This window comes from Polyangium spumosum (genome assembly GCF_009649845.1).
GTDB lineage: Bacteria > Myxococcota_A > Polyangia > Polyangiales > Polyangiaceae > Polyangium > Polyangium spumosum.
Genome location: NZ_WJIE01000006.1, coordinates 434,980 through 447,162, shown reverse-complemented (window position 1 = coordinate 447,162; position 12,183 = coordinate 434,980). Strand labels below are relative to the sequence as shown.

The following is a 12,183-nucleotide window of genomic DNA, read 5'->3' as shown; positions in this document are numbered from 1 at the left end:
ACGGGGCGGGCGAGCCACCTTGCCGGCGGCCCTGCCTCCGCGCTAATCCCCAGGAGGTGCATTTCAGGGCCCGCGTACTCCGTGTCGTCGGCCCCGGCCGCCTCCGGGAGGGAGAGGTCGTCGACCTGCCCGAGGGCGGCGTGATCGGGCGCGAGCCGGGCGTGGAGATCCGGCTCGATCACCCCTCGGTCTCGCGGCGCCACGCGCGCATCACGGCCGGGCCGCGCGGGGCGCTCGTGCCGCCGCTCCGCATCGAGAACCTCTCCACGTCGAGTGGCCTCTTCCTCGACGGCGCGCCCCTCGAGCCGGGCGGCGCGCGTGGCTTCGGCGAGGGCTCGCGCCTGCAGATCGGCGCCGTCTTGCTCGAGGTGCTCGGGCCCGCCGAGACCGAGCCGTTTTGCAGCCCGATCCCGCTCGAAGGCGCGCCCGGCGAGGCCGCGGCCTCGCCTGCGTTCGTCATCACCCGGGACGGCGACGCCTGCGTCGTGCAGTTCGCCGGCCGTTACCTCGACCTCCAGGCCGCGGCGGCGCGCGCCTTCGCCGCGCTGGCGGCGAGCCCTTCGCAGGTCGTGCACGTGTGGGACATCCAGGAGGCGGTGGGCAGCGCGGGCGTGGTGGCGCCGCTCGTCACGGCGATCCGCCACGCGGTCCGGCGCCTGCTCGACGACGGCGCGCTCGACGAGGCGCTCTTGCGAGGCCTCATCGCGCGGAGCGGCAGCGGCGAGCGGCTGGCGAGCCTCGAATCACTCGATCGGGACGCGCTCCTCAGGCGGCTCGTGCTCTCGCGCCGCGGGCATGGATACGTCCTCTGCTTGCCGCCCGACGCCGTGCGGATCATCGACGCGGGCTGAGGGGGGCCAAGCTTCGACCGAGCTTCGTCGAAGGCTTCTCCCGCCCGAGGCGGCTACATCAGGCGGCGCGCCCCGGTCACCGGGCGCCTTTTGCTTCGAGGAGGCTTTTACATGCGCACGACCACGTTCCTCTGCACCCTGCTCACGTCCCTCGCCCTCCTGTCCGGCTGCATCATCACGACGAACAACCCCGGCGGCGGCGGCAATGGCGGCGACGGCGGTGAGGCTGGTAATGGCGGCGCCGGGGGTCAGGGCGGACAGGGCGGCAGCGGCGGACAGGGCGGCGGCGGCGATCACGAGGCCACCTGCTACGAGCCGACCGCGGCCGAGGGTACGGACGGCTTCGAGGCCACGGCCGAGGCGAACACGCACACGTTCACGTTCACCGTGCCGAACGACGCGGGCGGCGGGTACGTCGAGGTCCGCGGGCACGGCGAGCAGCTCTTCATGGGCCTCATGGCCGCCACGGACCCCGACGGCGACATCTCGGGCTCGGCGAGCGGCGAGGGCGGCGTGGCCGCGCGGCGCTTCGTGGTCACGCCCGGCATGACGTATTCGGTGCGGCTCGAGGAGACCGGCGTCGCGACGGGTGACCCTCCGCAGAAGGTCACCTACGACTGGAAGTTCCACGCGGCCGTGGATTGCTTCGAGCCGAACGACACGCCCGCCGAGGCGCGGAGCATCGCCCTCGGCAAGCCGCTCAGCGCCTACATGCTCGCGGGGTACGTCGAGAATGCCTGGCCGACCTACGAGGCGCATTACGATTATTACGAGGTCCAGGTGGACAGGCCGGGCATGCTGCGCGCCACCCTGGACACGCCGATCGCGCTGTCGCTGGACATGTACGGGCCCGACGGCGAGACGAAGCTCGCCGGGGATCTGGCCCTGGAGACCGAGCCCAAGACGATCGAGGCCGAGATCACGGAGCCCGGCACCTATTACGTGCTCGTCTCCCCGTTCGTGTCGCTCTATTACAACGATTTCGACACGGGCGGCGAGCTCGCGAAGAACTGGGTCAACCCCTACGAGCTGACCGTCACGCACGAGTGAGCCCCGCTCGGGGGGGGCGGCGCTACCGGAGCACGCAGCGGAAACACGCCCGGATCGGGAGTAGGTCCGACGGCGACGCGGCGCGGTGGGTGACCCGGAAGAACCGTTCGAGCAGGCGCTCGAATTCGGCCGGGGTCCACGTGTGCAGGTGGTACCGGTCGCCGCCCCATTCGATGCGATCCCCGAGGGCCCAGCCGATGGGCGTCTTGCGGACGAAGCCCTTCAAGCCGAGGATGAGCGGGTCGTTCGGGACCGTGATGACCGCCGCGCCCTCGGGCCGGAGCAGCCGCGTGATCGCCCCGAGGATCGCGCCCGGATCCTCGCAATGCTCGAGGACCTCGGTGCAGATGATCCGGTCGAACGAGCGGGCCGGCAGGTCCATCTTGTCGACCTCACCCTTCAAGAAACGCGCGTCGTACCCCGCCAGGTTTTTCCGGGCCGTGTCGAGGAAGACGTCGGAGACGTCGATCGCCGTGATGCGGGCCCGCGGGAACATGCGCAGGACGTGCCCGCCGCCCGAGCCGATCTCGGCGAGGTCGAGGCCGTCCGCAGGGCCGATGAAGCGGCGAATGATGGCGAGGCGGCCCCTCTCGATGAGCCGGATCGGCAAGAACGAGCGCTCGTAATAGGCGTCGATCGGGTGCTCGCGGGCGAGCTCGTCGTTCAAGGCCTCGACGTCGAGGCCCGCGGGCGCGTGTTTGTCCGGACTCGCCATGCTTCACATGTCTCCCAGCATCACCTGCGTGAGGACGTAATTGGCCACGAGGATGGCCACGCAGCTCTCGACGACGGCCCGCGTCGTCGCCATACCCACGCCGCGCGCGCCGCCGGACGCGAAATACCCGTGGCGGCAGGCGATCGACGCGATCAGGAAACCAAAAATCGCGCCCTTCACGAGGCCCATGAAGAGGTCACGCGGGCGGGCGAAGTCGTGAATGCTGCGCAGGAAAAACCCCCAGTCGCCGCCGAGCCAGGCGACGGCCACGAGGTAGCAGCCGATCATGCCGATGGTCGAATAAAGCATGCAGAGGAGCGGGCCCATCATCACGCCCGCGAGCAGGCGCGGCGAGAGGAGGTACTGCACCGGGCTCACGCCCATCGTGGTGATCGCGTCGATCTGCTCGGTCACGCGCATGTTGCCGAGCTCGGCCGCCATGCCGCTGCCCGCCCGCGCCGTGATCATGAGCGCCGAGAACACGGGCGAGACCTCACGCATGAGCGAGACGGCCACGATCCCGCCCACGTTCGCCTCGGCGCTGAACTGCTTGAGCGCGTAGACCGACTGGAGCGCGACGACCATGCCGCTGAAGAGGCCCGTGAGGCCCACGAGGAAGGTCGACTGCACGCCGATGTAATCCATCGCGGCGAGCATCTGGCTCGCCCGGAACGGGGGGCGGAAGAGCCAGGCCACGGTCTGGAAGGTCAAGCTCACCGTGGTCCCGATGTTCTCGAAGAAGCCGAGCACGGGATCCAGGATCCGCTGCAAGAGCTTCGGCTCGGAGTCGTCCACGCGAGGACCTCTGTATCACGGCCGTCCGGCGCCCGTCACGGCCGCGAGCAGCGCCGAGGCGCGCGCGCCGCCCGCCTCGAGCCGCGCCCGCCTCGTCCCATCCGCCGCGACCTCGAACGTGACGGAGAGCGCGTCCCCGCCGAGCGCCGCCGCATACGGCGCGCCCCACTCGACGACGAGCACGGCCCCCTCGCCGCGCCGATCCCGCAGGCCGAGCTGCGCGAGCTCGTCCTCGTCGCCGACGCGGTAGAGGTCGGCGTGGGCGATCGGCAGGCGCGCTTCGTGCTCGTGGACGAGGGTGAAGGTGGGGCTCGTGATGGGCTCGCTCGCGGGGACGCCGAGGGCGCGGCAGAGGGCGCGGGTGAAGAAGGTCTTCCCGGCGCCGAGGTCGCCCGCGAGGATCACGAGGTCACCCGGGACGAGCGCCGCGGCGACGGCGCGGGCGAGCCGGATCGTGGCGCGACGCGTGGGGAGCGGGACGATCGTGGGCACGGCGGGAGGGCTCAGAAGCGATACGTGAGGCCCGCGGTCGCGCCCATGAGGACGATGGTGCCGTCGTCCGTGGGCACGAAGCGGAGGTTGCCGAGCTGGGTGTCGATGCGCAGCGACGGCGTGATGCCGAAGACGAGGTCGAGGGCGGCGCCGATGGAGAAATGCCCCGTGCTGCGCCCCTCGTAGGTGACGCCGTTCGGCGCGGTGACGGTGCTGCCGAGGCGGACGAAGGGGCCGAGGAAGAGCTCGGGGCCGACGTGAAAGGAAAAACCCTCCTTGCGGCCGTCGGGCGCGGTCCGGATCATGGGAGAAAAGAGCCAGCGGCCGCCGACGTCGACCCACAAGGCGGGGGGGCCGGCGACGTTGCCCGCGAGGCCGGCGAAGAGCTCGAGCCCCGACGCGCCGATCGCATAACCGCCCCGCACGCCAAAGGCGAACGCCCCGGAGCTGCCGGCGGCGCCTCCCGGCGACGAGGCGGCCCCGGAGACGCCGAGGAGGGCGGTCAAAAAGACGGGCTTGCCCGCGGTGTACGGAGGCCAGACGGCCTTCTGGGAGCCGCCGAGGTAGTTCATGGTGACCTCGTTTTTGGCCGGCTGCGGCGGCGGCGGAGGAGGCGGCGGAGGCATGAACTGGCTCATGTCGAAGGGCGGCGCGGCGCCGACCGGGGGCGGAGGAGGCGGCGGAGGAGGCGGCGGCGGAGGCGGGATGGGAGGCGGGGGCGGAGGCGGCGGGAGGGCCTGTTCCCAGGGCAAAGCGCCGACGCCGACGCCCTCGGGGCGCATGAGGACGGCGAGCATCTCCTGGACCTGGGTGGCTTGTTTCTGGGGGTCGACGTCGCGGGCGACGGACTCGACGCGGCCGAGGGTGGCGAGGTAGGCGGAGATCTCGACGCGGGTGGTGGCCTGTGCCGGCTCGACTTTGGCGGCGAGGATCCAGCTCGCGCGGAGGAGATTGGCGACGGAGGCGAACTCCTCGGGGGTATCGGCGACGCCGTCGGCGATGCGGACGAGGGCCGCGTGGGTCTCGACCTCGGAGGCGATTTGATGGTTGAACGAGGCCGCCCCACGCATGAGGTCCTGATCGAGCCCGAGGCGCGCCGCCGGCGCCGCGCCGCCCTGCGAAGGCAGGACGACGACACGATCGGCGAGGGCGGGCGCAGCCGAGAGGAGGAGCAGAGCGGCGAGGGCAAAAGCGGGGGCGCGGAGACGCATGCCGGGGGAGGATGTACCGCCTTTTCTGCGGGGGAGCGAGGGAGATGTCGCCTCCGGGAACGTGGTTGACAATCCCAGGAACCCAGTCAGTTTTCCGTCCTGTATGAAAATTGGCGAGATCGACCTTCGTAAGATGCTGGAGTTCTCCCCCCACGAGGGCCAGATCCGCCTCGGCCCGGATCGGATGTTGATCTTCCGGCAGGCTGCGTTCGGCGTGCTGCGCGCATTGCTGTTCGAGCGGCTCGGCCTCGAGATGACGAACAGCGTCCTCGCGCAGTTCGGTCATCGGTGTGGGCAAGGCGATTACGTCGCGCTCAACGCCATGTTCGATTGGGACACGGACGAAGATCGTGTCGGGTCGGGCCCGGTGCTCCATTCATGGGAGGGGCTCGTCCTCGCGAAGCCGGAGCACCTCCATTTCAATCGAGCCGAGGGGTCGTTCCACATGTACGGCGCGTGGGAGAGCTCCTACGAGGCGGAGATCCATCGGGAGCACATCGGCGAGAGCGGCGCCCCGGTATGCTTCACGCTGGCGGGATACGCCTCCGGTTACGCGTCGGCGTTCATGGATCGGCCGATGCTCTGCGTGGAGACGCAATGCGCCGCGGCCGGCGCGGAGGTGTGCCGCTGGGAGATCCAGCCGGAAGACGCGTGGGACACGCGGGCAGATCCCTACCGACGCGCGCTCGCGGCGACGGGCAGCACGATTCAAAAGGAGCTCGAGCGATCCCTCGAGCGATTGTCCACGCCGCTCCTGCGCGTCTGGGACGGCGTCCTTGCGATGCCGATCATCGGCGCGCTCTCCCCGCGGCGAACGCAGACGATCACGGCGACGCTGCTCGAGGAGGTCATCCGTTCGTCGACGCGGAGCGTGATCCTCGACGTGACGGGCGTCGATACGGTGGACGCCGAGACGGCGGACGCGCTCTTGCGCATCGTGTCGGCGGTGGAGCTGCTCGGCGCGAAATGCCACCTCTCCGGCATACGCGGCGAGGTGGCGCGGACCTTGTCGGCCTCCCCGATCGACCTCGGCGGGCTCCGCACCTTCGCGACGGTCCGACAGGCCTTGCGCCATTGCTTGCCGCTCACCGCGGCGCGTTGAGGTCGGCTCGATTTTCGCCGAGACGACTCACCCCCGAAAGCGCCGCACGTCGACCCCGTGCTCCGTGATCCACCGATACACCTGCTTGCGCGACCGGCGCATCACGCGGGCCACGTCCGCGACGACGCCCCGGTGCTTCTGAAGCAGCGCCTCGAGCTCCACGCGGCCCGGCGGCGGCTCCTTCTCGGCGGCGGCTTCCTCGCGCTCGTCGTCCTCGTCCGTGTCGCCCGTCGCGGCCGGCGCGGGCGTGAGACGACCTTCGACGAGGTCGAGGTCGAGCACGTCCGCACTGCCGCCGCGAATGCGGAGCTGCGCGGCGAGCGCGAGGACCTCCCGGACATTGAAGGGCCACGGGTGCAGGAGCAAGGCCTCCGCGAGCGCGGACGAGAGGCGCCGGCGAGGCGCGCCGAGCGCGTGGAGGAGGAGCTCGAGGATGTCCTCGCGGCGCGCGCGCAAGGGGGGGATTTCCAGCAGGAAGGTGGAGATCCGCGCGAAGAGGTCGCCTCGGAAGGCCCCGCCTTCGACCGCGGCCCGGAGGTCTCGGTTCGTGGCGGCGACGATTCGCACGTCACACGCAATCGGGCTCGTGGCGCCGACGGGGAGAACGGCGTGGTCTTCGATCGCGCGGAGGAGCTTGGGTTGAAGGGCGGGCGGCAGGTCGCCGATCTCGTCGAGGAAAAGCGTGCCTCCGTGCGCCGCGCGGAAGAGCCCGGGGCGGGCCACGGCCCCGGTGAAGGCGCCGGCGACGTGGCCGAAGAGCTGGCTCTCGGCCAGGGTCTCCGGGATGGCGCTGCAATTGACCGCGACAAACGGCCCCTGGGGGCGGCCGAGGTCGTGGAGCGCGCGCGCGACGACCTCCTTGCCGCACCCGCTCTCGCCGAGGATCGAGACCGTCGCCCGCGTGGGCGCGACCTCGTGGATGGCCCTGCGGAGCGCGCGCATGCACGGCGCGGTGCCGACGAGGGCCGGCACGGGCGCGTCGCCGAGGTCCTCCGGCTCGAGTCGGACGACGAAATGAGAATCGCCGACCGAGAGGACATCGCCGTCCGCGAGGGAGGCCTCCTCGACGCGCCGCCCATTGACGTAGGTGCCATTGCGGCTTTTTTCGTCGACGATCCGCAGCATGCCGAGCGCGCCGCGGTGCAAGGTCGCGTGCAGGCGCGAGGCGCGGCCGTCCTGCGCGAGCCGAACACCCGCGGGGACATCACGCCCGATGGGCGTCTCGCCGTGCGAGACCACGAACGTCGAAGGCGGGACGAGCACGTCGCCCGAATACACCAGGCGAAGCCGCGGGGCCCGCGCCGGACCCCGCCGGACGACAGGGGCTTTCTCCTCGGTGGTGCTCATGCGCGGCGTCTCGCTGGGCCGGCGGCCCGGGGCAGCCGATGCTAACAAGCGAGGGGGCGGCCCGCAATCCCGTGTAGAGTCGAGCGCGTGACGAAGGAGTTCGGCCCCCGGGATCCCGCGGCGACCGTGGCCACCGTGGACGGTACGGCGCCCCACCCGCGCCCCACGCGTGAGGCGTCGATCGGACCGGGATCGATCCTCCGGCATTACGAGATCATTCGGCCGCTCGGCCGGGGCGGCATGGGGACGGTTTTCCTCGCCCGGGACCGGTCGCTCGGCCGCCGGGTCGCCCTGAAGCTGATCACCGAGCACACGGGCGCGCGCGCCGAGCGATTCCTGGTCGAGGCGCGCGCCACGGCGGAACTTTCGCACGAGAACATCGTGGTCATCCACGAGCTCGGCGAGCATTTCGGAAAGCCGTACCTCGTCCTCGAATACCTGGAGGGCGAGACGCTCGACGTCCTGCTCGCCGAGGACCACGGGCGCCGAGGGCTCTCCCCGAGCCGCGCCGTCGAGCTCGTGATCCCGGTCGCGCGCGCGCTCGTCTTCGCGCACGAGCGAGGCATCGTTCACCGCGATTTGAAGCCGGCGAACATTCTGCTCACCCGTGCGGGCGTGGTGAAGGTGCTCGATTTCGGGATCGCGAAGCGCGTGGGCGCGCCGGAGACGACGACGCACGGGGCGAACGATCCGGACGACGACGATCCGGCCCTGACCGCGGAGGGCGCGCGGATCGGGACCACGTCGTACATGTCGCCCGAGCAATGGGAGGGTTCGCCCGTCGATCACCGGACCGATATCTGGGCCGTAGGTGTCCTCCTGGCCGAGCTCGTGCTCGGGGAAAACCCCCTGGCGAACGCCCCTTCCGGCGAGCGCCGCCCGCCGATGCCCAGCCTGCGCGAGCTGCGGCCCGACCTCGGCAAGCTCGGCTCGATCATCGACCGTTGCCTCATCGAGCAAAAGGAAGATCGGCTGGAGAGCGCCCGCGTGTTGCTCGACGAGCTCGAAGCGCTCCTGCCCACGTCGGGGCGGGCGCGAGCGGGCGAAGCGCAGAACCCGTACGCGGGCCTGTCCGCATTTCAGCAGAGCGATGCCTCCCGGTTTTTTGGTCGTTCCCGCGCGATCGCGGAGGTCGTCGGGAGGCTCGCCGAGGAGCCGCTCATCGCCGTCGTGGGGCCGTCGGGAGCGGGGAAATCGTCCTTCGTGCGCGCGGGCGTGATCCCCGCGCTCGGGCGCTCGGGCGACGCCGTGGAGGCCTTCACGATCCGCCCGGGTCCGAGGCCGCTTTGCGCGCTCGCCGAGCTCCTGCTTTCGCGGGCCCCGGACACGTCGAGCCACGACGCGCAGGCAGCGGTGGCCCCGCGGGAGGCGCCGCTCGCCGAGGATCGCGAGGGGCTCGTCACGAGGCTCGCGCGGGAGCCCGGGCTCGTCGGGACACGATTACGGATGCGCGCTCGGCGGAAGCAAAAACGTATCGTGCTCTTCGTGGACCAGCTCGAAGAGCTCTTCACGCTGGCGAGCGCCGAGGAGCGCCTCGCGTTTTTCTCGTGCCTCGCGGGCGTGGCCGACGACGCGGGGTCGCCCTTGCGGGTGATCGTCGCGATCCGGAGCGATTTCCTCGACCGGGTGGCCGAGGCGCGCGGGCTGCTCGGCGCATTCAGCCGTGGAATCATGCTGCTCGCGCCGATGGACCGAGAGGGGTTGCGGGAGGCGCTCGTGCGTCCGCTGGAGGCGGTCGACCACGCATTCGAGAGCCCCGCGCTCGTCGAGGAGATGCTCGACACGCTGGAGCACACGACCGGGGCGCTGCCATTGCTCTCGTTCACCGCGGCGCGGCTGTGGGAGACGCGGGATCGGGAGCGGCGCATCTTGACGGAGGAGAGTCATCGTCGCATGGGCGGCGTGACCGGGGCGCTCTCGGGCCACGCGGAGGCGGTGCTCGCGGCCATGTCCCCCGAGGAGCGCAAGCTCGCGCGCGCGGCGCTGCTCCGGCTCGTCACGCCCGAGCGCACGCGGGCGCTCGCGACGCTCGGCGAGCTCGGCGAGCTCGGCGCGCCCGCGGAGATGGAGCGGGGGCTCGGGCGCTTGATCGAGGCGCGGCTGCTCTCGGTCGAGGGCGGCGGGAAGGCGGACGCGCGGGTCGAGATCGTGCACGAGTCGCTGATCGGCGGCTGGCCCTCGCTCGCGCGGTGGCTCGACGAAAACGGGGAGGACGCGGCATTTTTATCGCGGTTGCGGCACGCGGCGCGGGAATGGCAGGCGAGCGGCGCGTCGGACGATCTGCTCTGGCGCGGGCAGGCGGCGACGGATGCGCAGCGATTTCAGGCGAGGTTTTCGGGGGAGCTCGCGCGAGGCGAGGCGCGGTACCTCGGCGCCGTCGTCGATTACGCGGATCGGGCGCGGCGGCTGCGTCTTCGTATCGGGGCGGGGGCGTTCGCTGCGCTCGCGACGATCGCGGTCGTCGTGTCGTATCTGGCGATCCGCGCGGATCGTGAGGCCGTTCGGGCGCAAGCGGAGGCTCGGCAGGCGCGCAATGCGACACGAATGGCCGCGGCGCGCGAGCTCTCGGGGGATCCGACGACGGTGCTCGCGCTCCTTCGTGAAATCGAGCCGCCCGACGCGCCGCGGGGCTGGGCGGAGCTATCGCGCTGGGCGCTCGAAGCCGGCGCGGCGGAGGTGGTGCTCACGCATCCGGAGCCGCTGACGCGCGCGGCGTGGAGCCCCGACGGCGCGCGTATCGTCACGACGTCGGACGACCGGATCGTCCGGGTATGGAATGCAAATGGGACTGGACAAACCATCCCTCTCCGCGGTCACGAAGGCCGGGTCTGGTGGGCGGCGTGGAGCCCCGAGGGGAGACGCATCGTCACCGCGTCGGAGGACAGGACGGCGCGGGTATGGAATGCGGATGGGACCGGACAAACCATGGCCCTTCGAGGGCATGAGGACCGGGTCTGGTCGGCGGCGTGGAGCCCGGAAGGCGGGCGGATCGTCACGGCGTCGGAGGATGGGACGGCGCGGGTATGGAGCGCCGAGAGTGGAAAAGAGATCCTCGTCTTGCGTGGCCACGAGGCCGGGGTCCTTTCGGCGGGGTGGAGCCCCGACGGCCGGCGCGTCGTGACCGCGTCGAGGGACAGGACGATTCGTGTGCACGAGCTCGATGCGACGCGCGAATCGCTCGTTTTTCGTGGACACGAGGACGTCGTGAGCTCGGCGGCGTGGAGCGCCGACGGCCAGCGCATCGTCTCGGCCTCGAGGGACAAGACCGCGCGAATATGGCGGGCGGACGGAAAGGGCGACCCGCTGGTACTCCGCGGTCACGACAACTGGCTCTGGTCCGCGAGCTTCGATCCCGGCGGCGAATACGTCGTCACGACCTCGCAGGATTTCACGGCGCGGGTATGGAGGGCGGACGGCAAGGGCGAGCCGCTGGTGCTCCGCGGGCACGGCGATTCGGTCTGGTCCGCGGAATGGAGCCCCGACGGGCAGCGTGTGGTCACGGCGTCGAAGGACAAGACGGCGCGGATGTACCGGGCCCATGGCGGGGCACATCGACCCGTGGTTCTTCGTGGCCACGAGGATACCGTGTCATCCGCCTTGTTTCGGCCCGACGGGCAGCGAATCCTTACCGCGTCGGCGGACAGGACCGCGCGCATCTGGAGCGAGCGCGGCGAGGAGGCGCTTTTCGTCCTGCGGGGTCACGACGATGCGGTCTGGTCGGCGGTGTGGAGCCCCGACGGCAAACGCATCGCCACCGCGTCGGACGACAGGACCGCGCGTTTCTGGAGCGCCGACGGCGGGGCGCCCTCGCGTGTCTTTCGTGGGCACGAGGACACGGTCTGGTCGGTGGTGTGGAGCCCCGACGGCAAGCGAATCGCCACGGCTTCGGCGGACAGGACGGCGCGGATATGGAATGCCGAGGGCGAATCCGCGCCCTTCGTGTTCCGAGATCACGAGGATACGGTCTGGTGCGTATCGTGGAGCCCCGACGGGGAGCGTCTCGTGACGGCGTCGGCCGACAGGACCGCGCGTATCTGGAGCGTCGAGGGCCGCGCGCCGCCGCTCGTGCTCCGCGGGCACGAGGACACGGTTGGCTCGGCGGTGTGGAGCCCCGACGGCGAGCGCATCGTCACGGCCTCGTGGGACAATACGGCGCGCGTCTTTCGTGTCGAGGACGGCGTGGAGCTCTTCGCCCTTCGGGGTCACCGGCATTGGGTAAACTGGGCGGAGTTCAGTCCTGATGGCGGGCGCATCGTCACGGCCTCGCAAGACAAGACGGTCCGCATCTGGAATGTGGACGGGACGGGCGAGCCGGTGGTTTTGCGCGGGGCGGAAAAAGGCTACAATCGTGCGTCGTTCCGCGCGGATGGCAAGAGCGTCGTCGCCGCGGCGGAGGACGGGACCGCGTGGTTGTGGACCGACCTCGAGCCGCTCGCCGGGACGTCGGATCCGAAGCTCTGGTCGGCGACCACGTATTGCATGCCGGTCGAGCGCCGGATCGAGATCCTGAACGTCTCCGAGGCCATGGCGCGGGCCGATCTGGAGAGCTGCCAGCGGCGCGTCGAGCAGGCCCACGCGGCGCGTCCCTGAGGCGTGTCCCTCGCGTGTGACGTCGGTGGG

9 protein-coding genes are annotated in these 12,183 nt (G+C 71.0%); 4 read left to right on the top strand and 5 right to left on the bottom strand.

Annotated elements, in window-relative coordinates:
* The first annotated feature begins 56 nt into the window (after window positions 1-56).
* Complete coding sequence (locus GF068_RS22830; RefSeq protein WP_170319622.1) at window positions 57-851, top strand: FHA domain-containing protein; 795 nt, start codon at window positions 57-59, stop codon at window positions 849-851.
* A gap of 111 nt (window positions 852-962) precedes the next feature.
* Window positions 963-1,901 (top strand): hypothetical protein, encoded by a 939-nt coding sequence (locus GF068_RS44320; RefSeq protein ID WP_206079521.1) that lies wholly within the window; start codon window positions 963-965, stop codon window positions 1,899-1,901.
* 22 nt (window positions 1,902-1,923) lie between these two features.
* On the opposite strand, the gene GF068_RS22820 is transcribed toward GF068_RS44320, so the two are convergent.
* Genes GF068_RS22820 through GF068_RS43675 form a run of 4 tightly spaced genes read right to left on the bottom strand, consistent with a single transcriptional unit; the run spans window position 1,924 to window position 5,114 of the window.
* Window positions 1,924-2,616: a class I SAM-dependent methyltransferase gene (locus GF068_RS22820; protein WP_153821545.1), complete on the bottom strand. Its 693-nt coding sequence runs from the start codon at window positions 2,614-2,616 to the stop codon at window positions 1,924-1,926.
* Between the two features lie 3 nt (window positions 2,617-2,619).
* A complete protein-coding gene (locus tag GF068_RS22815) occupies window positions 2,620-3,411 on the bottom strand; it encodes an MlaE family ABC transporter permease (protein WP_338046521.1) in 792 nt (263 codons plus the stop codon).
* Between the two features lie 15 nt (window positions 3,412-3,426).
* A complete protein-coding gene (gene tsaE, locus GF068_RS22810; RefSeq protein WP_338046520.1) occupies window positions 3,427-3,903 on the bottom strand; it encodes a tRNA (adenosine(37)-N6)-threonylcarbamoyltransferase complex ATPase subunit type 1 TsaE in 477 nt (158 codons plus the stop codon).
* A gap of 11 nt (window positions 3,904-3,914) precedes the next feature.
* Window positions 3,915-5,114, bottom strand: a complete 1,200-nt coding sequence (locus GF068_RS43675; RefSeq protein WP_170319594.1) for a hypothetical protein — start codon at window positions 5,112-5,114, stop codon at window positions 3,915-3,917.
* Between the two features lie 133 nt (window positions 5,115-5,247).
* On the opposite strand from GF068_RS43675, the gene GF068_RS22795 reads away from it, so the two are divergent.
* Window positions 5,248-6,216 (top strand): XylR N-terminal domain-containing protein, encoded by a 969-nt coding sequence (locus tag GF068_RS22795; RefSeq protein ID WP_170319621.1) that lies wholly within the window; start codon window positions 5,248-5,250, stop codon window positions 6,214-6,216.
* 27 nt (window positions 6,217-6,243) lie between these two features.
* Here GF068_RS22795 and GF068_RS22790 read toward each other — a convergent pair whose 3' ends face one another.
* Window positions 6,244-7,563, bottom strand: coding sequence for a sigma 54-interacting transcriptional regulator (locus GF068_RS22790; protein ID WP_170319620.1), 1,320 nt, complete (start codon window positions 7,561-7,563; stop codon window positions 6,244-6,246).
* Window positions 7,564-7,650: 87 nt separating this feature from the next.
* Here GF068_RS22790 and GF068_RS47110 point away from each other — a divergent pair, with 87 nt between their 5' ends.
* The gene (locus GF068_RS47110; RefSeq protein ID WP_338046518.1) at window positions 7,651-12,153 is read left to right on the top strand and encodes an nSTAND1 domain-containing NTPase; all 4,503 of its coding nucleotides are present in this window, start codon (window positions 7,651-7,653) and stop codon (window positions 12,151-12,153) included.
* Window positions 12,154-12,183 lie beyond the last annotated feature (30 nt).